Annotated in this window: 21 protein-coding genes; 12 read left to right on the forward strand and 9 right to left on the reverse strand. The window is 62.4% G+C overall.

The window, feature by feature from the left end; translation table 11 throughout:
• Window positions 1-10: 10 nt before the first annotated feature.
• A complete protein-coding gene (gene lptE, locus AC1DLV_RS11720) occupies window positions 11-574 on the reverse strand; it encodes an LPS assembly lipoprotein LptE (protein WP_476800216.1) in 564 nt (187 codons plus the stop codon).
• On the reverse strand, window positions 561-3191 hold the full coding sequence (gene leuS / locus AC1DLV_RS11725; protein WP_476800217.1) for a leucine--tRNA ligase: 2631 nt from the start codon (window positions 3189-3191) through the stop codon (window positions 561-563). The genes lptE and leuS overlap by 14 nt, the downstream gene beginning before the upstream one ends.
• Before the next feature lie 141 nt (window positions 3192-3332).
• Here leuS and AC1DLV_RS11730 point away from each other — a divergent pair, with 141 nt between their 5' ends.
• The 3 genes from AC1DLV_RS11730 (at window position 3333) to AC1DLV_RS11740 (ending at window position 4746) form a co-directional block, all read left to right on the forward strand.
• A complete protein-coding gene (locus AC1DLV_RS11730; protein WP_476800218.1) occupies window positions 3333-3995 on the forward strand; it encodes a YggS family pyridoxal phosphate-dependent enzyme in 663 nt (220 codons plus the stop codon).
• A gap of 93 nt (window positions 3996-4088) precedes the next feature.
• Window positions 4089-4343: a type II toxin-antitoxin system Phd/YefM family antitoxin gene (locus tag AC1DLV_RS11735; RefSeq protein ID WP_476800219.1), complete on the forward strand. Its 255-nt coding sequence runs from the start codon at window positions 4089-4091 to the stop codon at window positions 4341-4343.
• A gap of 1 nt (window position 4344) precedes the next feature.
• Window positions 4345-4746, forward strand: coding sequence for a PIN domain-containing protein (locus AC1DLV_RS11740; RefSeq protein ID WP_476800220.1), 402 nt, complete (start codon window positions 4345-4347; stop codon window positions 4744-4746).
• A gap of 104 nt (window positions 4747-4850) precedes the next feature.
• On the opposite strand, the gene AC1DLV_RS11745 is transcribed toward AC1DLV_RS11740, so the two are convergent.
• The 3 genes from AC1DLV_RS11745 to AC1DLV_RS11755 all read right to left on the reverse strand — a co-directional run bounded on the left by AC1DLV_RS11745 (window position 4851) and on the right by AC1DLV_RS11755 (window position 7614).
• Window positions 4851-5954 carry a branched-chain amino acid ABC transporter substrate-binding protein gene (locus AC1DLV_RS11745; RefSeq protein ID WP_476800221.1) on the reverse strand — a complete coding sequence of 368 codons (1104 nt, stop codon included), beginning with the start codon at window positions 5952-5954 and terminating at the stop codon, window positions 4851-4853.
• Window positions 5955-6105: 151 nt separating this feature from the next.
• On the reverse strand, window positions 6106-7233 hold the full coding sequence (locus tag AC1DLV_RS11750) for a phospholipase effector Tle1 domain-containing protein (RefSeq protein ID WP_476800222.1): 1128 nt from the start codon (window positions 7231-7233) through the stop codon (window positions 6106-6108).
• 108 nt (window positions 7234-7341) lie between these two features.
• Window positions 7342-7614, reverse strand: coding sequence for an usg protein (locus AC1DLV_RS11755; protein ID WP_476800223.1), 273 nt, complete (start codon window positions 7612-7614; stop codon window positions 7342-7344).
• 309 nt (window positions 7615-7923) lie between these two features.
• Between AC1DLV_RS11755 and acs the strand changes: the two genes are divergently transcribed.
• The 3 genes from acs (at window position 7924) to AC1DLV_RS11770 (ending at window position 12645) form a co-directional block, all read left to right on the forward strand.
• On the forward strand, window positions 7924-9879 hold the full coding sequence (gene acs, locus AC1DLV_RS11760; RefSeq protein WP_476800224.1) for an acetate--CoA ligase: 1956 nt from the start codon (window positions 7924-7926) through the stop codon (window positions 9877-9879).
• A gap of 266 nt (window positions 9880-10145) precedes the next feature.
• Window positions 10146-10970 carry a creatininase family protein gene (locus AC1DLV_RS11765; RefSeq protein WP_476800225.1) on the forward strand — a complete coding sequence of 275 codons (825 nt, stop codon included), beginning with the start codon at window positions 10146-10148 and terminating at the stop codon, window positions 10968-10970.
• A 91-nt stretch (window positions 10971-11061) separates the two neighbouring features.
• Window positions 11062-12645: an ABC transporter substrate-binding protein gene (locus tag AC1DLV_RS11770; protein ID WP_476800324.1), complete on the forward strand. Its 1584-nt coding sequence runs from the start codon at window positions 11062-11064 to the stop codon at window positions 12643-12645.
• A gap of 80 nt (window positions 12646-12725) precedes the next feature.
• Here the strand turns inward: AC1DLV_RS11770 and AC1DLV_RS11775 are convergent, their stop codons facing one another.
• Window positions 12726-13991 carry a class I SAM-dependent methyltransferase gene (locus AC1DLV_RS11775; protein ID WP_476800226.1) on the reverse strand — a complete coding sequence of 422 codons (1266 nt, stop codon included), beginning with the start codon at window positions 13989-13991 and terminating at the stop codon, window positions 12726-12728.
• 152 nt (window positions 13992-14143) lie between these two features.
• On the opposite strand from AC1DLV_RS11775, the gene AC1DLV_RS11780 reads away from it, so the two are divergent.
• Both AC1DLV_RS11780 and AC1DLV_RS11785 read left to right on the forward strand, forming a co-directional pair.
• Entirely contained in the window at window positions 14144-14563 is a 420-nt protein-coding gene (locus AC1DLV_RS11780; protein WP_476800325.1) for a MerR family transcriptional regulator, read from the forward strand.
• Entirely contained in the window at window positions 14511-14906 is a 396-nt protein-coding gene (locus AC1DLV_RS11785) for a carboxymuconolactone decarboxylase family protein (RefSeq protein WP_476800227.1), read from the forward strand. The genes AC1DLV_RS11780 and AC1DLV_RS11785 overlap by 53 nt, the downstream gene beginning before the upstream one ends.
• 309 nt (window positions 14907-15215) lie before the next feature.
• On the opposite strand, the gene AC1DLV_RS11790 is transcribed toward AC1DLV_RS11785, so the two are convergent.
• The 3 genes from AC1DLV_RS11790 to AC1DLV_RS11800 form a co-directional block, all read right to left on the reverse strand.
• Window positions 15216-15677 (reverse strand): thermonuclease family protein, encoded by a 462-nt coding sequence (locus AC1DLV_RS11790; protein ID WP_476800228.1) that lies wholly within the window; start codon window positions 15675-15677, stop codon window positions 15216-15218.
• 55 nt (window positions 15678-15732) lie between these two features.
• Window positions 15733-16002 (reverse strand): PepSY domain-containing protein, encoded by a 270-nt coding sequence (locus AC1DLV_RS11795; RefSeq protein WP_476800229.1) that lies wholly within the window; start codon window positions 16000-16002, stop codon window positions 15733-15735.
• A gap of 93 nt (window positions 16003-16095) precedes the next feature.
• Entirely contained in the window at window positions 16096-16308 is a 213-nt protein-coding gene (locus tag AC1DLV_RS11800) for a DUF1674 domain-containing protein (RefSeq protein ID WP_476800230.1), read from the reverse strand.
• Between the two features lie 104 nt (window positions 16309-16412).
• On the opposite strand from AC1DLV_RS11800, the gene htpX reads away from it, so the two are divergent.
• From htpX to purH, 4 genes are all read left to right on the forward strand, one after another.
• Entirely contained in the window at window positions 16413-17429 is a 1017-nt protein-coding gene (gene htpX / locus AC1DLV_RS11805) for a zinc metalloprotease HtpX (RefSeq protein ID WP_476800231.1), read from the forward strand.
• Entirely contained in the window at window positions 17426-18829 is a 1404-nt protein-coding gene (locus tag AC1DLV_RS11810; protein ID WP_476800232.1) for an RsmB/NOP family class I SAM-dependent RNA methyltransferase, read from the forward strand. The genes htpX and AC1DLV_RS11810 overlap by 4 nt, the downstream gene beginning before the upstream one ends.
• A gap of 93 nt (window positions 18830-18922) precedes the next feature.
• Complete coding sequence (locus AC1DLV_RS11815) at window positions 18923-20641, forward strand: heparinase II/III family protein (RefSeq protein WP_476800233.1); 1719 nt, start codon at window positions 18923-18925, stop codon at window positions 20639-20641.
• Between the two features lie 93 nt (window positions 20642-20734).
• Entirely contained in the window at window positions 20735-22351 is a 1617-nt protein-coding gene (gene purH / locus AC1DLV_RS11820; RefSeq protein ID WP_476800234.1) for a bifunctional phosphoribosylaminoimidazolecarboxamide formyltransferase/IMP cyclohydrolase, read from the forward strand.
• The last annotated feature ends 30 nt before the right edge of the window (window positions 22352-22381 follow it).

The raw sequence follows: 22381 nt of genomic DNA on the forward strand, positions 1-22381 counted from the left end.
CCCTCGTCACTTAGCTCTTGGACATGTCCTGTGCGATGGCCAACCTGAGCAATTCGGCCAGCTCGCGCGCCGCACGGTTTTGCGCGTCGCGTTCCGCCCGCACGTTGGCAAACTCCTGGCGTGGACGATCGTAGGATGCCGACACGCTACGTTTGCCGCCGGCGACCCGCTTGCCGGTCTTGATGTCGGTGATCACATAGCTGCCTGTCAGCGTCATCGTGCCGGCCGTCGGCTCATCGTCCTTGCTGGTGACCTGGGCAAGAAGTGCCGATTCATTCAATGCCCCGACCGCAAGATCCATGGTGTAGGGTGCCGAGGCCTGCTGGCCGGTCCCGCCATTGAACATGAAGATCAGATGGTTGCGGACTTCCTGGCCGTAACGGGTGTTGACCGGCTTGATATTGATCGATGCAAGCTGTGTCGTCGTGCCTGTCGTGGCACCGGACGTCACCGGTGCGTCCGAGTAGAGCGGACGCACCGTGCAGGCCGAAGCCAGTGCAAGTGAAGCAAACAGCGCCAAACGTGCAGCAACACGCCACGAACTGGGAGATTTCCGCGCCTCAGGCAACGACATTGACGATCCTCTGCGGCACAACGATGACCTTGCGCGGGGGCTTTCCATCCAGCGCCTTCTGCACTGTTTCAAGCGCCAGCGCCGCTTTTTCGACGGTCAATTGATCTGCGTCGCGGGCGATTGTCAAATCCCCTCGCTTCTTGCCGTTGACCTGTACCGGGTAGGTGATTTCGTTGTCGACGATGAGTGCCGGATCGAATTTCGGCCACGCTCGATCGGCCACCATGCCTTCGCCATTGAGTGCTGCCCAGCACTCCTCGGCCAGATGCGGCATCATCGGCGCGATCATGACGAGCAGGATATCGACCGCCTCGCGCAATGCCGAAATCATCTCTCCTGATGCCTTGCCAGCGGCCGCATCGGCGAGCGGGGCCTGCAACGCATTGGTCAACTCGTAGATGCGCGCGACAGCCTTGTTGAAGGCCAACTTGCCGATATCTTCGCCAACCGCCTTCAACGCCTTGTGCGCCGCCTTCGACACCAAAGCGGCATCGCCTTCGGCTGCTGGCTTGCCTTCGGCCTTCGCCAGCGCCTCGGCCGATTCGGAGATCAGCCGCCACACGCGCTGCACGAAACGGTGCGCGCCTTCGACGCCGGCCTCGGTCCACACGACATCGCGCTCGGGTGGCGAATCGCTGAGCACGAACCAGCGCGCGGTGTCGGCGCCGTAGCTGGCGATGATATCGTCGGGGTCGACCACGTTCTTCTTCGACTTCGACATCTTTTCGATCGAGCCGATCTCGACGGGTGCGCCGGACGACAGCAACGTGGCGCGGCGTTTGCCGTCGATGTCTTCGATCTTCACCTCGTTCGGCGAAACCCATTCGGCCGAAGCGCCGCTGCCGAGACGATAGGTCTCGTGCACGACCATGCCTTGCGTGAACAAGCCCTTGAACGGCTCGGACAGGTCGAGGTGCCCTGCCTTGCTCATCGCGCGGGTGAAGAAGCGCGAATAGAGCAGGTGCAGGATCGCATGCTCGATGCCGCCGATATACTGGTCGACGGGCAGCCACGAGTTCGCGGCCTTCGGATCGGTCGGCTCGTTTTCCCAAGGTGCGGTGAAGCGCGCGAAATACCACGACGAATCGACGAACGTGTCCATCGTGTCGGTTTCGCGACGCGCCGCCTTGCCGCATTGCGGGCAATTGACGTGACGCCAGGTCGGGTGACGGTCGAGCGGATTGCCCGGACGGTCGAACTCGACATCGTCGGGCAGCTTGACCGGCAGGTCGGCCTTATGCACCGCCACCACGCCGCAATCGTCGCAGTGGATCATCGGGATCGGGCAGCCCCAGTAGCGCTGGCGCGAAATGCCCCAGTCGCGCAGGCGGAACTGCACCTTGCGTTCGCCCATGGGCCGGTTGCCGATCGAGATCTGCTCGAGGCGGTTGGCGACGTCGTTGAACGCCTCATCCGGTTTCATGCCGTCGAGGAAGCGCGAATTGATCATCACGCCGTCGTCGGTATAGGCCTCTTCGGTGACCTGGAAGGTCTTGGCGTCGCCACCTTCCGGCATCACCACCGGCACGACCGGCAGGCCATATTTGTTGGCGAAATCGAGGTCGCGCTGGTCGCCCGACGGGCAGCCGAAGATGGCGCCGGTGCCGTAGTCCATCAGCACGAAATTCGCGACATAGACCGGCAGCGTCCAGCTCGGATCGAACGGATGAACGACGCGGATGCCGGTGTCCATGCCCTTCTTTTCGGCGGTCTCAAGCGCTGCCACCGACGTGCCCATGCGACGCACGTCGTCCATGAAGGCGGCGAGCTCGGGCTTGTTTTCGGCGGCCTTCCTGGCCAGCGGATGATCGGCCGAAATCGCCATGAACGAGGCGCCGAAGATCGTGTCGGGCCGTGTCGTGTAGACTTCGAGCTCGTTCTCGCCCGCAGGTGCGGTGCCGGCTGCCAGCGGCCAACGGATCAGCAGCCCTTCCGAGCGGCCGATCCAGTTGCGCTGCATCAGCTTGACCTTTTCGGGCCACTCGTCGAGGCCTTCCAGCGCATCCGACAGGTCCTGCGCGAAATCGGTGATCTTGAAGAACCACTGCGTCAGCTCGCGCTGTTCGACCAGCGCGCCCGAGCGCCAGCCGCGCCCGTCGATGACCTGCTCGTTGGCGAGCACGGTCATGTCCTCCGGGTCCCAGTTAACCTTGGAGGACTTGCGCGTCACCAGGCCCTTTTCGACGAAGTCGATGAACAGCATCTGCTGGCGATGATAATAGTCGACGTCGCAGGTCGCGAACTCGCGGCTCCAGTCGAGCGACAGGCCCATCGACTTGAGCTGCGTGCGCATGGTGGCGATGTTCTGATAGGTCCAGTCCTTGGGATGGACCTTGTTTTTCATCGCGGCGTTTTCCGCCGGCATGCCAAACGCGTCCCAGCCCATCGGATGCAGGACATTGTAGCCCATGGCCCGGCGGAACCGGGCAACCACATCGCCCATCGCGTAGTTGCGGACATGGCCGACATGGATGCGCCCCGATGGATAGGGGAACATCTCCAGCACGTAGTATTTCGGCCGGGGATCTTCGTTCTGCGTCTCGAAGAGCTTTGCCTCGCCCCAGGCTTTCTGCCATTTGGGTTCGGACGCGCGCGGATTGTATCGTTCGGTTGCCATAGGATGTTTTTCACTTAAAAGCGTGCATGGACCGGGGCGAAAACCCGCGGTTCAGGAAATCGTTACGGGTGTTCACCATGGATTCCCGGACCCGTCAACTCCGGCAGGCCAGGGGCGGGCAAAAAGCAGCAGGGCCAAAGTATGGAAAGCTCGGTCGAACAGCTCGCGCTGGTGAAGCATAAGATAGGTACGGCCGAGCGCGAGGCCAACCGTCCCGCAGGCGCCGCAACGCTCGTTGCCGTGTCCAAGACCTTCGATGCCGAGCATATCCGCCCGGTCATCGAGGCCGGCCAGCGTATCTTCGGCGAAAACCGCGTCCAGGAAGCGCAGGGCAAATGGCCCGAGCTGAAGGCCGAATTCCCCGACATCGAACTGCATCTCATCGGGCCGCTGCAGTCCAACAAGGCCAAGGAGGCGGTGGCGCTGTTCGACGTCATCGAGACGGTCGACCGCCAAAAGATCGCAGCCGAACTCGCCAAGGAAATCGAACGCCAGGGCCGTGCGCCAAAACTCTACGTCCAGGTCAATACCGGCTTAGAGCCGCAGAAGGCCGGCATCGAGCCGCGCGAGGCTGTCGACTTCGTCAAGCGCTGCCGCGATATCCACGGCCTCGCCATCGAAGGCCTGATGTGCATCCCGCCGGCCGATGAAAACCCCGGCCCCCATTTCGCCCTGCTGGAAAAGCTGGCGCGTGAGGCCGGCGTCGAAAAACTATCGATGGGCATGTCGAGCGACTATGAACTTGCGGTCGCCTTCGGCGCCACCAGCGTTCGTGTCGGCTCGGCGATCTTCGGGACGCGCTGAAAACAGATCAGGATGGCCGTCGATCCACCCGTCACTTGAGTTGCGGGGCGTGCCGCCCTACATTCAACCTAGCCAAGCTAGCTAGGTGCTAAAATGAACTGGCATCTCCAAGACGCAAAGAACAATTTTTCGAAGCTCGTCCAGCGCGCCCGCAGCGAAGGGCCGCAGACCGTCACCGTGCGCGGCGAGCCGGCAGTGGTGGTGCTTTCGACTGAAGAGTACGAGAAGCTGGTTGGCAAGCGGAAATCAATCGCAGAGTACCTGCTCTCGGGCCCGGCTTGGGATGAAGAGTTTGCAGCAGAGGTTGAGCGTCGCTCGGACACGATGATCCGCGATATCGAGCTTTGAAATGTACCTGCTCGATACGAATGTCGTCTCCGACATACAGCGACGCCTGCCCAAGCCCACGGCTTGGCTTGCCTCGATCGATCCGTTTTCGGTCAGCTTGAGCGTGATCACCATAGGCGAGATTGAACGCGGCATCATCAAACTGCGGCGTGAGGACGCCGAGCGGGCTAAGCGACTGGAGTTTTGGCTACGCGAGCTGCGCCACGAGAACGCGGATCGAATTCTTCCCATAACCGAAGAGATCGCGCTGGCTTGGGGCCGGCTGACGGCCGGCAGAACGAGAGGCAGCGCCGACACGCTCATCGCCGCCACATCGCTCGTTCACGATCTGGTTCTCGTGACGCGCAACGTCGCCGATTTCGAAGATATAGGCATTCCGCTGCTGAACCCCTGGAAGCTATAGCCCAACTGGCCGGCTCCGCCGCTCACTGACCGTTCGCTGGAAGCTCGCGCAAAGAAGAAGGGCCGGAGCTTTCGCCCCGGCCCTTTCAAAAAAACCGCGTTGCCCTATTCCGCGGCGACGATCTTGCCGCCGTCCCACTTGAACAGCGAGAAGCTCGGCGAGGTCAGGTCGCCGTTTTCGCCATAGGTCAGGTTGCCGATGGCAGTCGCGATCGGCTCGCCCGACTTCAGGGCTGCGGTGACGGCTGCGGTATCGTCGGCCTTGCCGGCCTTTTCGATGCCAGCCTTGAGCACTTCGACCGCGGCATAGGCGTTCAGCGTGAAGGCTTCCGGCGGGATGCCCTTGTCCTTCAGAACCTTGACGGCATCGGCCGAGGCCGGATTCTTCAGCGCATCCGAAGCATTGGTAAACAGCGTGCCCGCACCGGCATCATTGGCGATCGCCCAGAATTCGGTGTTGGACAGGCCCTCGCCGCCGATGATCAGCGCCTTGACGCCGCCGTCATGGAGCTGGCGCGCCAAAAGGCCGCCTTCCGGGTGGTAGCCGCCGAAATAGATGACGTCGACATTGTCAGCCTTGATGCGAGTGACGAGCGCGGACAGGTCCTTTTCGCCAGGCGTCAGCGAATTGTACTGCACTTCCTGCAGGCCGCCTGCATTGATGGCCGCCTTGAAGGCATCGGCCAGGCCTTTGCCATAGGTGCCCTTGTCGTGGATCACGGCAACGCGCTTGTCCTTCATGGTCTTGAGGACATAGGCAGCAGCGACTTCAGCCTGCTGGTCGTCGCGGCCGCAGGTCCTGAGGACATTGGTCAGGCCGCGTGCAGTGAGGTCAGGGGCGGTCGCCGTCGGCGTCACCATCAGGATGCCGTTTTCGGCAAAGACGTCGGAAGCCGGGATCGCGACACCCGAAGTGACCGGGCCCACGACATACTTCACGCCTTCGCCAACCAGCAGGTTGGCAGCCGAAACGCCCTGCTTTGGATCGCCGGCGTCGTCAGCAAGCTTCAGCACGATCTTTTCGCCGAGGATGCCGCCTTTTTCGTTGATGGCATCGACGGCAGCCTGGGCGCCGTTCTTGACCTGGTCGCCATAGGCAGCGACCGGGCCGGTCAGCGGTGCGACAAGGCCGATGGTGATGTCGGCATGCGCCACGGAAGCAAACGCAAGCGATGCGGCAAGCGCGCCCGCAAAGGTTTTCATGTTCATTTTTCTCTCCCTCTAACTCGCCAATCGTGAAGGGGTTGGCGGAAAGTTCTGATTGCGGAATACCCGTCCTGAACCCGACCTGCAATCGGCCCAGCCTTCTTGGAGCCCGCATTTGGTTGTGCCAGCGCATCTCGCGACACGCAGTCGGGCGTCAATAATAGCGTTTCACGCGCGGATGCTCACTGAGGGGTGGCGGCCGATAAAGAGGCCTGTAATTGTCGAAGCGCGCCTCGATGTCGGGGCAAAGCAGGTCGACATCGACCGCCTTTGCCCGTATCGAACGCTCCCCCGGCAACCAGAATATCCCTAGGCCTGTGCGTTCGTCATGCACCAGACCGAGCACCTTTCCGTCGAGGTCGACCGTCATCGGAAAGTCGAGACCCGCCAGATTGCGCAGCCTGTCCAGCATCCAGCCCAGGCTGAGCGCGGCGAGATTGTCGTCGTCGTCATATCCGCCGCCAATGTCAGAATGCACGCCTGGAAACCAGCATTCTTCGACCACCTGGCCCGCTGCCTTGCCCCGGGCATCGACGTCGTCCCATCGCACCGGAGCAAATGTCTTGCGGTTCTCGTCAATCGAAAGCGCGTGCAGGCCGACCGGCACCCGTATTGACAACTCGGTGTCGTGGAACTCCTGCTTGTAGGGGTTGACCACATTCATGATGCCCGGCAGGCCGAGCGCACGCACAGTGTCGAACACGCCTATTACCGTCGGCATCACCGGCGCAGCAGCATATTTGATGCTGAAATAGGCGCCCGCCTTTCGCCGCTCGGCCTGTTCCTTGATCTTGTAGGCTGCGACCGCCTCTTGGGCGATGGCACGGCGCCTTTTGGCGCCAGCCCCCTCCTTGTCCCTGGAGATAGGAACACCCTTGTCCGCCCGAGCTATGCCGCAGGTTGCCAGCACGCCACCTAGGCAGCGAACGGTGTAGGCGCCACGGCTGAAGCCGAAGAATCCGACCTTCATGCCCGGTTCCCATGCGATCATCAGTGCTTCGTAGCAATCGACGATGTTCGCCGTGATGCCCCAGCCGGTCGCCTTGCTCCAGAGATTGCGCAGCGTACGCGTCCAATCCCACGTGCCTTGTTCCGGCGCGCCCAGCCCGGCATCGTAGAAGGCGCGGAAGCCTGGCCGGCCATCGACGGCCGAGTACATCTGAAACACATTGGTGTTCTTGATCCGCTGGCCCTCGACTTCTTCGACCTGATCGGCGCGGACGCCGCGTTGACCGGTTCCATCGGAAAAGATCAGAACCCAAGCATCCCCTGACTCAGGCATGTCAATTCTCGCTGAGAAGAGCCATTTTGTCGGATTATACTAACATGGACTGCCCAACACGCATCCTTGTTTGTGCGTCATCGATGGTAAGAAGAGCTATCGGTCGAGCTAATGCAGAACGAACTCGCCGTCGACCTTGCGCCATTCGTTCGGCGCGATCAGCTTGCGGTGGGTGTAGTGCACCGAATGCAGCGGGCCATCGAGCTTGGCCCGCCAGAATTCGATAAAGCCAAACAGGATCGGGAATTTGGGCGCCAGATCGTAGTCCTGCCAGATGAAAGTCTGCAGCACATGAGGGTGGTCGGGCATATGGTAGAAGATCTCGGCTGTGGTCAGGCCATAGCCCTTGAGCATCAGTTCCAGTTCAGAAGCGTCGCGCATCGCAAGCCTTCCGTGTCGAACGGTCCCTCGGGCATGAGTCTGCGCCGCGATGGTTAACCGTCTGCTAAAAACAACGAAATCCGAATGCGAAAGTTCCAAGATATCAGCACTTTAGCAGCCGCTTGCCATCATTGCTAATCGTCTTACAGCGGCAGCGATGTGCCGCTATGCAAGGATGCGAGGCAAATCCAATGTCTAATATTGTGGCGCACTGCAAATTGATAATAATGCGCGCCAACGTGCGGCCCAGAGTCGCCGTCCGCCGGCCATCAGGAGCCGCCGGATCGTTTCCGGGAGGAAGGGAAAGAAATGTCCGAAGTCCGTGTCCACCGTGTCCAGCCGGCGTGGAAGAACAATGCGCTCATCGACAATGACACTTACCTGAAATGGTATGGTGACAGCATCAAGAACCCCGACAAGTTCTGGGGCAAGCACGGCAAGCGCATCGACTGGTTCAAGCCCTACACCAAGGTCAAGAACACCTCCTTCGACGGCAAGGTTTCGATAAAGTGGTTCGAGGACGGGCTGACCAACGTCTCCTACAATTGCATCGACCGCCACCTCAAGAAGCGCGGCAACCAGACCGCCATCATCTGGGAGGGCGACAACCCCTACGACGACAAGAAGATCACCTACAACGAGCTCTACGAGCACGTCTGCCGCCTCGCCAATGTGATGAAGAAGCACGGCGTCAAGAAGGGCGACCGCGTCACCATCTACATGCCGATGATCCCGGAAGCGGCCTACGCGATGCTCGCCTGCACGCGCATCGGCGCCATCCACTCGATCGTCTTCGGCGGCTTCTCGCCTGACGCGCTCGCCGGCCGCATTGTCGACTGCGAATCGACCTTCGTCATCACCGCCGACGAAGGCCTGCGCGGCGGCAAGACCATCCCGCTCAAGGAAAACACCGACAGGGCGATTTCGATCGCCGGACGCGAAGGCGTTGTGGTCAAGAACGTGCTCGTGGTGCGCCGCACCGCCGGCAAGATCAGCTGGTATGACGGCCGCGACCTTTGGTATCACGACGAGGTCCGGTCGGTGAAAGCCGAGTGCAAGCCCGAGAAGATGAAGGCAGAGGATCCGCTGTTCATCCTCTACACCTCAGGCTCGACCGGCAAGCCCAAGGGTGTCCTGCACACGACCGGGGGCTATCTCGTTTATGCCTCGATGACCCACCAATACGTGTTCGACTACCATGATGGCGACGTCTACTGGTGCACCGCCGATGTCGGCTGGGTCACCGGCCACAGCTACATCGTCTACGGCCCGCTCGCCAATGGCGCGACCACGCTGATGTTCGAAGGCGTGCCGAACTACCCCTCGGCCTCGCGCTTCTGGGATGTCGTCGACAAGCACAAGGTCAATATCTTCTACACCGCCCCCACCGCCATCCGCGCGCTGATGGGTGCTGGCGACGACCATGTGACTAAGACCTCGCGCAAGAGCCTTCGCGTTCTGGGCTCGGTCGGCGAACCGATCAATCCGGAAGCCTGGGAGTGGTATTACAACGTCGTCGGCGAGAAAAAGGTGCCGATCGTCGACACCTGGTGGCAGACCGAGACCGGCGGCATCCTGATCACGCCGTTGCCCGGCGCCACCGACCTCAAGCCCGGTTCGGCGACGAGGCCGTTCTTCGGCGTGGTTCCCGAACTGGTGGATAACGAAGGCAAGCTGCTGGAAGGCGCTGCCGACGGCAATTTGTGCATCGCCGATTCCTGGCCCGGCCAGATGCGCACGGTCTATGGCGACCATGAGCGCTTCATCCAGACCTATTTCGCCACCTACAAGGGCAAATACTTCACCGGCGACGGCTGCCGGCGCGATGCCGATGGCTACTACTGGATCACTGGCCGCGTCGATGACGTCATCAACGTCTCGGGCCACCGCATGGGCACCGCCGAGGTCGAGTCGGCACTTGTCAGCCACGACAAGGTCTCGGAAGCCGCCGTTGTCGGCTACCCGCACGATATCAAGGGCCAGGGCATCTACAGCTACGTCACGCTGATGGCGGGCGTGGAGGCCACCGAGGATCTGCGCAAGGAACTCGTCGCCCATGTCCGCAAGGAGATCGGCGCCATCGCCTCCCCCGACAAGATCCAGTTCTCGCCAGGCCTGCCCAAGACGCGCTCCGGCAAGATCATGCGCCGCATCCTGCGCAAGATCGCCGAAGACGACTTTGGCGCCCTCGGCGACACTTCGACGCTGGCCGATCCGGCCGTCGTCGACGATCTCGTCGCCAACCGCCAGAACAAGCGGGGCTGACCCGGCCCATCCCCTCGCGCCGCAAGGGCGCGGGGGGATTTCCTTGCTGCTCGGCAGCCGATCTTGGCCAGCACAATCGGCCAGCCCTCATTCCCATCGCCACGCATGACGTCACCGCCTGCTGCAGCAAGGCGGCGCGCAGCGTTGCGCATGATCCGGCAAGCCCCTGAGCTTGGTCCATGCGTTACCCCAGGCTAGCTATTGACCAACTAGGAAAAATATTTTCGTATAGGATAATATTTTTCACATCGAGCTAGGAGGCCTTCATGGCCCGGGAAATCGAATGGGCGCGCATGACTGCGCCCGAATTGCGCGAAATCGCGGCACGTGGAAACGCCATCGCCATCCTGCCGGTTGGTTCGCTGGAGCAGCACGGCCCTCATCTGCCCGTCATAACGGATACGGCGAGCGCCGAAGCCGCGGCCCGACGTGCTGCACGCCTGGTGGATGAACAGGTGCCCTTGGCGGTGCTGCCTGGCCTTTGGCTGGGCATGAGCGAGCATCATTTGCCTTTCGGCGGCACGATCAGCCTCGACTACACCGCCTATTTCCATGTCCTGAAGTCGATTGTCCGCTCGCTCAAGGCGATCGGTTTTACGCGCCTTCTCATCGTCAACGGCCACGGCGGCAACATCGATCCGCTGGCCATGTCGACCCGCGAACTGGCCGTCGAATACGACATGCCGATCGTCTACACGACGCCATGGTACCTTGCGCCAGAGGAAACGGCAGCGCTGTTTGAATCGGACAACGGCCCGAAACATGCCTGCGAAGGCGAAGCGTCGGTGATGCTGGCAATCTCGCCCGACACCGTCAAAACCGACAAATTCGAAGAGGCCTACTCGGCCGAGGCTGGAAAAAACGAGGCGCCGCATGCCGCGCATCGCTTCTACTCGTTTTCCGAACGGGCGCCCAACACCGGTACGTGGGGCGTACCTGCGAAGGGGACTGCGGAAAAGGGCGAGCGTTTCCTCGATCTGCAGGCCAGGGAACTCGCCAAATTGATCGTCGACCCGATCCTGTGGACGCAGCCCGATCCGGTCTGGAGGCCAGGCCGCGGGCTCGACACGCGCGCTGGGCGCGTCGACTGAACCGAAGGCCCTATCAACCCCGATTTGAAATCAGAACACCCATAGGGAGAGCCTGATGAAGTCATTGAAACGCAGCTCAGTTCGAGCTGCCATGTATTTTTCCGCTGTCGCCGCTGCCGCCATCCTGCTTGGCGGCCAGGCTTCGGCCAAGACGCTTGTCTATTGTTCGGAGGCTGCACCGGAAGGCTTCGATCCGGCACTCTACTCGACCAACAGCACCTGGGATGCGTCCTCGAAGCCGATCTATGGCCGGCTGGTCGAATTTGAAAACGGCACGACCAAGCTGCTTCCCGGCCTGGCGGAGAGCTGGACCGTTTCCGACGACATGCTGACCTACACGTTCAAGCTGCGCCCTGGCGTGAAATTCCAGACCACCGACTACTTCACGCCGACACGCGACATGAACGCCGACGACGTGGTGTTTTCCTTCGACCGCCAGCGCCTCACCGACAACCCCTGGCATCAGTACGTCACCGGCGCCAACTACGAAATGTATGCCGGCATGGACATGCAATCGACGGTCAAGGACATCTCCAAGGTCGACGATCTGACGGTCAAACTGGTACTCAGCCAGCCGAACGCGTCGATCCTCGCCAACCTGGCTATGGATCTCGGTTCGATCCTGTCCAAGGAATATGCCGACAAGCTCGCCGCCGCGGGAACGCCGGAAAAGCTGAACTCGGAGCCGATCGGCACCGGGCCGTTTCAGTTTGTCGGCTACCAGCAAGATGCCGCGGTGCGCTTCAAGGCCAACCCGACATATTGGGGAACCAAACCGAAGCTGGACCAACTCGTTTTCGCCATCACCACCGATGCAACCACGCGCATGCAGCGCCTGAGAGCTGGCGAATGCCAGGTCGCCGCCTATCCAGCGCCGGCTGACGTGCCCAGCCTCAAAGCCGACCCCAACCTGGTCGTCATGGAAAAGCCGGGCCTCAACGTGGCCTATCTCGCCTACAACACGCTGACCCCGCCTTTCGACAAGATCGAAGTGCGCAAGGCGCTGAACATGGCGATCGACAAGAAGGCCATTCTCCAGGCGGTGTTCCAGGATCTCGGCGAAGTCGCCAAGAACCCGATCCCGCCGGCGATGTCGGGATACAACGATGCTGTCGTCGACGACCCCTACGATCCGGTCGCAGCCAAGAAGATGCTCGACGATGCGGGCGTCAAGGACCTGAAGATGAAAATCTGGGCGATGCCGGTCAGCCGGCCCTACATGCCCAACGCCCGTCGCGTCGCCGAACTGATCCAGTCCGACTTCCAGAAGGTCGGCGTCAGCGTCGAAGTCGTGTCCTACGAATGGGCCGAATATCTGAAGCGCGCCCGCGACAAGCAGCGTGATGGCGCGATCATTCTGGGCGGCACCAGTGACAATGGCGACCCGGACAACCTGCTGTCTTATTTCTTCTCCTGCGCCGGCGTCGGCGGCGCCAACATGGCCAACTGGTGTCACCAGCCCTTCGAAGACCTGCTTCAAAAAGCCCGCACGACGGTCGATCCGGCCGAGCGCGCAAAGCTCTACGAGCAGGCTCAGTTGATTTTCAAGGAACAGGCACCGTGGGCGACGCTCGATCACTCGACCGTCTCCTTGCCGATGTCCAAGAAGGTCAGCGGCTACGTGATGGACCCGCTGGGATCGCATCGCTTCGAGACCGTCGATCTGGCCGAATAGCGGGATAGACGACACCGGCCTTTGGCCTCAAGCCCCTCGCGTCGCAAGGCGCGGGGGGCTTTGCAATTCGCAAGCAAGCTTCAGCGATAGAGATCCGCCCGAGTCGGCGGCAAGCCGCTCGGCCCGCGTGCCCGTTTGGTGACGACGGTCTGGAAAATCTGCGTCGAGCCGCGTTCGAAAGTCACCGAGCAGCCAGTCAGATACAGCAGCCAAAGGCGTGCCCTGGCTTCGCCGACCTCGGCGATCGCCTCGTCGAAGCGCGCATGCAGGCGCTCGGCCCACAGGCGGCACGTTTGCGCATAGTGCTCCCTGAGGTTCTCGGCATCGTAGACGAGGAAGCCATGGGCCTCGAGATTGCCGAGCGTCATGCCGATCGTGTCGAGTTCGCCGCCGGGAAAGATGTATTTGACCAGCGCCTTGAATTCCGCCCCCTTGTGCAGCGTCTTTTTCAAGCTGCCTTTGCTGCGCTTGGTGATGGCGTGATGCAGGTAGATGCCGCCTGGCTTGAGCAGGCGCTGGACGGCCGAGAAATAGGCATCGTGATTGGCAAGGCCCAGATGCTCGAACATGCCGATCGACGATATCTTGTCGAACGAGCCGGTGAGCTCGGTGTAGGATTTGATCTCGATGGTGATGCGATCTTCGAGCCCCTCGGCGCGGATGCGCTCGCGAGCCAGTGCTGTCTGCGCTTCCGACAGCGAGACGCCGTGGCCGACAACACCGTAGTGTTTGGCGGCATGGATGAGCATCGCCCCCCAGCCGCAGCCAATGTCTAGCAATCTCTCGCCCGGCTTCAGCCGCAGCTTGCGGCAGATATGGTCGAGCTTGTCGGCTTGCGCCTGGTCGATGCTGTTGGCGAAGTCCGTGAAGTAGCCGCAGCTGTAGACCATGCGCTCGTCGAGGAAGAGCCGGTAGAAGGCGTTGGAAATGTCGTAATGGTGCTGGATCGCTTCCTTGCTTGAGCCGCTGACGTAGGGATTGCGTCCGGCAAGCCCTGCCTGCGCGGCCATCTGTTTTCGCGAAAACAGCACGGCAGGCAGGTCGCGCAGGATCGCAAGTTTCGGCAGGGACTTGAGCTTGGTCTTCAGCTTGCCCGAAGGCAGCGCGTAGAAATCGAACAGCGATCCGTCTTCCACGTCGATCGTCTTGGCAATCCACATCTCGATCAGTGTCGACAGCGAGGGGCGACGGATCACTTGCCAGACGATGTCCTGATCGTTGATGGCGAGCACTGGACCCGTGGCGGGGCCGATCCGCTCTCCGGTCCACAACCTGACCGCAAATCCCGGATCCAGGCTTTCGACAACGGTTCGCACGATCCGTGCCGCTTTGTCTGCTGCATCCATTCCCGCCCCCCAGTGCACTTAACGACAGCGTGGTCCAGAACGCGATGTTGACCAATTGGCCGGCCGTTCGCAACCCACTTGTCGAAATGCCTTGACTTAGAGTGCACTCGAACTCCTAGCCTTGCGAGCGTCGTAACGAGACAGGGTTGACCATGAAGATCGGCGAACTCGCAAGACGCTCGGGCCTGACCGCCTATACGATCCGCTACTATGAGCAGATCGGCCTGCTGCCTGTGCCCGACAAGGATGCGTCGGGGCAGCGGGACTATGACGTCTCGATCCTTACATGGATCGAATTTCTGGGTCGCCTCAAGGCAACCGGCATGCCGATCCGCGAGATGCTGCGCTACGCCGCTCTTCGCCAACAAGGTGCGAGCACCGACGCCGAGCGCCGCGCCTTGCTTGTGGCGCACCGAAAAAAAGTGGCGGCCCATGTCGCCGATCTTCAGGCCAACCTCCTCGTCCTCGACGCCAAGATTGCCGGCTACGCCGACGCAGAAAAAAGGATCGAGACACAAAATGACCAATCAGACCGAAAGCCGCTTCGAGCGGGGCGCGCGCGCACTCTCTGAGATCGATGGCGAAGGCGGCCAGAAGGTCGTGGATTCGCTCGCCGACATCGCACCCGATTTCGCCCGCTACATCATCGAATTTCCGTTCGGCGACATCTATTCGCGCCCCGGCCTCGACCTCAGGTCACGCGAGATCGCAACGATTGCCGCGCTGACAGCACTCGGCAACGCTGCCCCGCAGCTCAAGGTGCACATCCAGGCCGGGCTGAATGTCGGCCTTAGCCGCGATGAAATCACGGAGGTCATCATGCAGATGGCGGTCTACGCCGGTTTTCCGGCAGCGCTCAACGGCCTGTTCGCGGCCAAGGATGTGTTTGAGACGAAGCACACAATGGCGGCATAAATACGTACCGGGCGCATAGTGCGATGGTCGTACTTGTCAAAACGTCGGAAACACCCCACCTTGGTGTTCGTGTTCAACGAACTGAAAGGAGGTGATCCGATGTCGAGTGATTTCGTTTTCCTAAACGTGGCCTCAGCGGATTGCCCTTTCGGGAAGCAGTCTTCCCGTTAAGGCGCGAGATGCGCGGCTGGTGACTCAAATCAGCCTGAGCCGCGCCATGGACGGAAACACGGAGGCCGTTCCCTGCAAGGGGAGCGGCCTTTTCCTTGGTAAACTCTTTTCCCTAGCGCGCCTTCACAATGGCCATCGCTACCCGCACCAGCCCGCGCGCTTGCCGCCGCCATAGGCGCGTACCAGGCCGGCTTCGAGCATGGTCACAGCGATTGCCGCGCCTGTCTCGGTGCTGACGTCGGCCAACACGCGGCCGTAATATTTGGCACCGCCTATGTTCGACAGGGACACAGGGCCGTTGGCGACGAGCCGGGCCAAGGCTGCACGTGCTGTATGTGCGGCGTCGCGTTCCGCCCGGCATCGCGCCTTCATTTCAGGCGCATCGATGCCCCGCACGCGTATGTTGACCCGCAACGTCTGGCCGGGCCAGATCTCGGCCTCGGCCAGGAACGTGTCGCCGTCGAGCACCTCGACCACGCGCGCAGTCACTGGCCCCGCGAAGTTGTTGTTACGCCGCTTGGCTTCCACAGCGGATGAAAGGCAGAGGCTGGAAAAGACCAGCGCCAACACCGTCACGACCTTGAAGGAGCTTGATTCCATTCAAGGTATTTATTCCTATTTGAACCAATAGGCAATTGCCGAAAGCCAGCATGGACTACAGCCTCGGTTCGCCGCTGACCGGGTCGATCTTCATCTCCACCCTGGCCTTGTCGAACGTGTAGTAAACCACGTCGTAGTAGCCTTCGCTCTCCCAATCGATCTCGGAGATGTAGCGGAACTGGTCGCGCTTTTCGATCTTGGCGATGATTTCGGAAAGCTTGAGCGATTTCTCCGGCGGTGTCGCCGGCTCTTTGGTCTGGGCCTGCGCCGGCAGGGCTCCCAGCAGAGATGCAAACAACAGTCCTGCAATCACCGATTTCGTCATGGTCGCTCCTTCTGCAAATCCGAGCCAAACGATCAGCTCGGGATTTCGATCCAGCCACCCGCTGCTCGGACAAGCAATCGCAGGATAGGCGCCTCAAAAATCGCTGGTCAGGCCCTTGATTTCCCAGTCGCCATAGCGCCCGGGCTCCTTGCCGCCACGCCCGCCGATCTCCCGGGGGAGCTTGGCCTGCTGAGCCTCATAGGCCTCGCGCCGCGCCTCGGCTTCCGCCAATGCGCGCTTGGCAGCCGGCGAAAGCTCCTTCGGTGCGGGTGTCTCCAGCTCGGTTTGCCGTGTGGCGTCGTTCATGGGATTCCTCGGAAATGATTGAAACGCACCCTCGTCTCTCCCATCATATAGCGAAGCGTGGCACGAGGATCGACCCTGGCGCAAGGAAAAGGACGGACTAAACGATGAACATGATGCGGACGGCGATGCTTCTGGCGACCATGACGGCACTGTTCATGGGCGTCGGCTACCTGATCGGCGGTACCGGCGGCATGACCATCGCTTTCTTCATGGCGGCGGGCATGAACCTGTTCAGCTACTGGAACTCCGACAAGATGGTTCTGCGGATGAACCACGCCGTCGAGGTCGATGAGCGCAACGCACCCGAATATTACGCCATCGTGCGCGGCCTTGCCGCCAATGCCGGCCTGCCGATGCCCAAGGTCTACCTGATCGACAGTCCGCAGCCCAACGCCTTTGCCACCGGCCGCAATCCGCAAAATGCCGCCGTCGCCGCCTCCACCGGCCTGTTGCAGCGCCTCAGCCACGAAGAGGTCGCAGCTGTCATGGCGCACGAACTGGCCCATATCGAAAACCGCGACACGCTGATCATGACGATCACCGCGACCCTTGCCGGCGCGATCTCGATGCTCGGCAACTTCGCCTTCTTCTTCGGCGGCAACCGCGACAACAACAATCCGCTCGGCTTCATCGGCGTGCTCGTGGCGATGATCGTCGCACCTTTCGCCGCCATGCTGGTGCAGATGGCGATCAGTCGGACGCGCGAATATTCGGCCGATCGGCGCGGCGCCGAGATCTGCGGCAATCCGCTCTGGCTCGCTTCCGCCCTTGACAAGATCGCCCGCAACGTCGAACGCATCCACAACCCCGAAGCCGAGCGCAATCCTGCCATGGCTCCCCTCTTCATCATCAATCCTCTTTCCGGCGAGCGCATGGACAATCTTTTTTCGACCCACCCCAACACCGAAAACCGCATCGCCGCCCTGCAGGCGATGGCGAATGAGGGTGTCGGTCGTCCTGCCCCGCGCACGGCACAGCAGCCGACCGCGCAGCGTGCCGCACCTTCGAGCCAGCAAGGTCCATGGGGCGGTCGTCCTGCCGATCAGCAGGAGCCCGAGAAGCCGCGTCCGGCTGGCCCCTGGGGACGCAATCCATCCGGGCCGAAAGGCCCTAGGTCGTGAGTGCCGATCAGCGCGACGAAAAGCGAAACCGCGCACGCAACTCTGGCAACAAGGGCAACCGGTCGCCTGTCGTTCCTGACGTTCCCGGAATCGCCGCGCGCATGGCGGCCGCCCGCCTGCTTGCCGCGACCATCGACGCCAAGACACCGCTCGATGGCCTGACCGATCACGAGCACGGCCATCCGCAATTCCGCGCCCTCGACATGCGCGACCGAGGCCTCGTCCGCGCGATCCTGGCCACCGCCCTTCGCCATCGCGTCACCATCGGCAAGCTGATCTCGCGTCGGCTGGAAAAGCCGCTGCCGGCCAACGCCACGGTGCTCACCCACATCCTGCATGTCGCGGCAGCCCAGATCCTGTTTCTCGACATTCCAGACAGCGCTGCCGTCGACCTTGCAGTCACCCACGCCAAGGCCGACCCTCGCACCGTGCGTTTCTCCGGCCTGGTCAACGGCGTGCTGCGCACTCTTGCGCGCGCCAAGGCTGCCGAACTGCCTGAGATGCTGGCCACGACAAACGACGCACCCGACTGGTTCGTCGACCGCCTGACCGCTGCCTATGGTGCCGAGGAGGCCAAGAAGATCCTCGCTGCGCACCGCACCGAGGCGCCCGTCGACTTCACCGCCAAGTCCGATCCCGCCAGATGGGCAGAGCAACTGGGCGGCACAGTGCTGCCTACCGGCTCCGTGCGCATCGAGCGCCTCGCAGGACCCGTCGCCGAGCTGCCGGGCTTCGCCGAGGGCGCCTGGTGGGTCCAGGACGCCGCCGCCGCCTTGCCAGCAAGATTGTTTGGCGACGTCAGCGGCCAGCGAATAGCCGACCTTTGCGCTGCACCCGGCGGCAAGACCGCCCAGCTCGTGCTCACGGGCGCCAAGGTCACCGCCGTCGAGGCATCCAAGAACCGCCTCGTTCGCCTTGCAGGCAATCTCGAGCGCCTTGGCCTCGACGCCGACAAGGTCAACGCCGACATCCTTGCGTATAAGCCTGAAGAACTGTTCGACGCAGCACTGCTCGACGCGCCCTGCTCGTCGACCGGCACCGTGCGCCGCCACCCCGACGTGTTGTGGACCAAGTCGCCGGCCGACATCACCAAGCTCGCCGGCGTGCAGCGCAGCCTGCTCGACGCGACGTTGAAGCTGGTCAAGCCAGGCGGCAGAATCGTCTTTTCCAACTGCTCGCTCGATCCCGAGGAAGGCGAGGCGCTCGTCGCCGGCTTCCTCGCCGACCACAAGGGCAAGGTCGAGCTTGACCCGATTCGCGTGGGCGAGATTGCTGGCATCGACGATTTCGTCACCGCCACAGGCTTCTTGCGCACCACGCCAGCGGGCCTCGACCTCGGCAATCCGGCCATCTCCGGTCTGGATGGTTTCTTTGCCGCGAGGTTTCGTCGTCTCACCTGAGGTGACGAACCGGTGTTTACGAAAAATTCACCCTCGCGCCCGCCATTGAAACAACCTAATTTGACCACGACGTAGGTTGCGTCAGGAGGGTTCTTGTCAATCGCGGCGGACAACACGACGCGCCTTTGGGCACTCGTCGCCAAGGAGTTTTGGCGCAAGGCGCGCCGACGCCTGCGCGCCGGTCCAGCCTATCGCTGGCGCTACTCCGGGCGCACGCCCGAGCGCGTGCTGATCGCCCCGCCCGACCTGCGCCTGGCCGATCCCCAGATCGCGCTTGAAATCTACTACGGCCGCTTTCCGCTGTCGGGCCATCTTGTCGAGACCGGCGGCCAGTCGCCGTTCCTCGTCGATGTTCCCAATCGCGGCTGGCAGCGTAGCCTGCATGGCTTCCGCTGGCTGCGCCATATGCGCGCCGCCGGCACCGAACTTGCCGCAGCGAATGCCCGCGCGCTGGTTTCCGACTGGATCGCCATGCACGGCAACCGCATCTCCGGCACGGCCTGGGAGCCAGCGACCACCGCCAAACGTGTCATCGCCTGGTTACAGCATTCCTCGGTCGTGCTGCAGGGTGCTGAATTCGCCTTCTACCGCGCGTTCCTCCGCTCGCTGGCAATGCAGATCCGCTATCTCAGGTCGATGGCGCGCGAAATGCCGGCTGGCAAGGACCGTCTCAGGGCGCGCATCGCGCTCGCCTTTGCCGCCCTCTCCTTGCCCGCGCCCGTTTCCGCGCTGCGCTCGGCGACCCGCAATCTCGCCGACGAGCTCGACCGCCAGATCCTGCCCGATGGCGGGCATGTCTCGCGCAACCCGATGGCGGTGCTGGAAATCCTCGCCGACCTCCTGCCGCTGCGCCACACCTATGCCAACCAGGCCGAGCAGCCGCCCTTGGCGCTGATCAACGCCGTCGAGCGCATGTTGCCTGCGCTGCGCTTCTTCCGCCACCAGGACGGCAGCCTTGCCCGCTTCAACGGCATGGGCGCCACCATCCACGACCGCATCGCCGCGATCCTGCGCCATGACGACACTGCCGGCGCACCGCCCTTGCATGCCACCCATTCCGGCTACGAGCGCCTGGCGATGGGCGGAACGACTGTCATTGCCGACACGGGCACAGCCCCGCCCATCGAGGTGTCGAACTATGCCCACGCGGGCTGCCTGGCCTTCGAGATGTCGTCGGGACGCCAGCACTACATCGTCAATGCCGGCGTCGACACCTATGGCCTGGCCGAACTCAAGCCGCTTGCGCGCGCCACAGCCGCCCACTCCACCGTCACCATCAACGACACGTCGTCGGCGAGTTTCGCCCATTCGCATCGCATCTCCGGCCTTCTCGGCAGCCCGCTTTTCGGCGGACCGAAGTCGGTGCCGTCGCAACGGACCGACAAGCCCGGCATCCATGGTTTCACCGCGCGACATGACGGCTACGCCCAGCGTTTCGGCCTCCACCACGAGCGCGAACTGAGTCTTGCGGCAGGAGGCAGCATCCTGTCGGGCTGCGACCGCATCCTTCGCGCAGGCAACACGCCGATCAAGAAAGGCCGCGACCTCGTCACGGTCCGCTTCCATGTCCATCCCGACGTCCAGCTGTTTCGCGACCAGAAGGAACGGCTGGTGCTGACCGGCCCGGATATCGACACCTGGGTCTTCATCTCGCCCGACATTCCAGCCGAGGTCGAGGAATCGATCTATTTCGCCGGTCTCGGCGGACCGCGCCGCTCGCGCCAGATCGTGCTGTCCTTCAAGGCATCGGAAATCTCCGAGGTGCACTGGCAGTTCTCGCGCACACGCATCATCAGCCGCCTCGAAAACTGATTGAAGGGCGCTGTGCGCCTTGATTTTGAGGCCTCATATGGTACGCCGCCCGCAAGCTGCATCTCCCACCTTGCCGTGAAAGGCCCACACCCCATGGCCGTCATTTCCAAGAAGATCCCCGCGCCCGATCTCGTGCCGATCCGCCGCGCCTTGCTGTCGGTCTCCGACAAGACCGGCCTGATCGGTTTCGCCCAAAGCCTTGCCAATGTCGGCGTCGAGCTCGTCTCCACAGGCGGCACGGCCAAGTCCATCGCCGCCGAAGGGATCGCCGTCCGCGATGTATCCGAGCTGACCGGCTTTCCCGAGATCATGGACGGTCGCGTCAAGACGCTGCATCCCTCGGTCCATGGCGCACTTCTCGCCGTCCGCGACGACCCAGAGCACGTGGCCGCCATGTCCGAGCACGGAATCCAGCCGATCGACCTGGTCGTGGTCAACCTCTATCCCTTCGAGGAGGTGCGCAATTCCAGCGCGCATTACGCCTCGATCGTTGAGAACATCGACATTGGCGGTCCGGCCATGGTCCGCGCCTCGGCCAAGAACCATGCCTATGTCGCCATCGTCACCGATCCGGCTGATTACAAGGACGTGCTCGACTCCATCGTCGCCAACAATGGCTGCCTGTCCTACGAGTTCCGCAAGAAGCTCGCGGCAAAGGCGTTCGCCCGAACCGCCGCCTATGACGCGGCGATCTCGGGCTGGTTCGCTGAAGCACTCGAAATCGAAACGCCCGACTGGCGCGCCTTCGGCGGCAAGCTTGCAAGCGTCATGCGCTATGGCGAAAACCCGCACCAGTCGGCCGGCTTCTACCTGACCGGCGACAAGCGTCCCGGGGTTGCCACCGCAACCCAGCTGCAGGGCAAGCAGCTTTCCTACAACAACATCAACGACACCGATGCCGCCTTCGAACTCGTCGGCGAGTTCGATCCGGTACGCACCGCGGCGGTAGCCATCATCAAGCACGCCAATCCGTGCGGCGTCGCCGAAGGCGCTACCCTCGCCGAGGCCTATGCCAAGGCGCTGGCCTGCGATCCGGTTTCCGCCTTCGGCGGCATCGTCGCGCTCAACCGTATCCTCGACGCCGAGGCCGCTGAGGAGATCGTCAAGATCTTCACCGAAGTCATCATCGCGCCGGACGCCACGCCTGAGGCACAGGCGATTATCGCCGCCAAGAAGAACCTGCGCCTGCTTGTCACCGGCGGCCTGCCCGATCCGGATCGCGCTGGCGTGGCCGTCAAGTCGGTGGCCGGCGGCCTGCTCGTCCAGTCGCGTGACAACGCCATTGTCGACGCACTGGAACTCCAGGTGGTGACCAAGCGCCAGCCGACCCAGGGCGAGCTGGAAGACCTGAAGTTTGCCTTCCGCGTCGCCAAGCACGTCAAGTCGAACGCCATCGTCTATGCCCGCGACCTCGCCACGGTAGGGGTCGGCGCTGGCCAGATGAGCCGCGTCGACTCGGCCCGGATCGCCGCCCGCAAGGCGCTCGACGCGGCTGAAGCAGCCGGCCTGGCAGAACCGCTGACCAAGGGCTCGGTCGTTGCTTCCGACGCCTTCTTCCCCTTCGCGGACGGTCTGCTGTCGGCGGTTGAGGCAGGTGCCACCGCCGTCATCCAGCCAGGCGGATCGATGCGCGACGACGACGTCATCGCCGCTGCCGACGAGCACGGCATCGCCATGGTCTTCACCGGCGTCAGGCATTTCCGACACTGAGATTTTACCCTCCCCTTGTGGGAGGGTAAA

Source organism: Aminobacter sp. 01T433 (assembly GCF_056398585.1).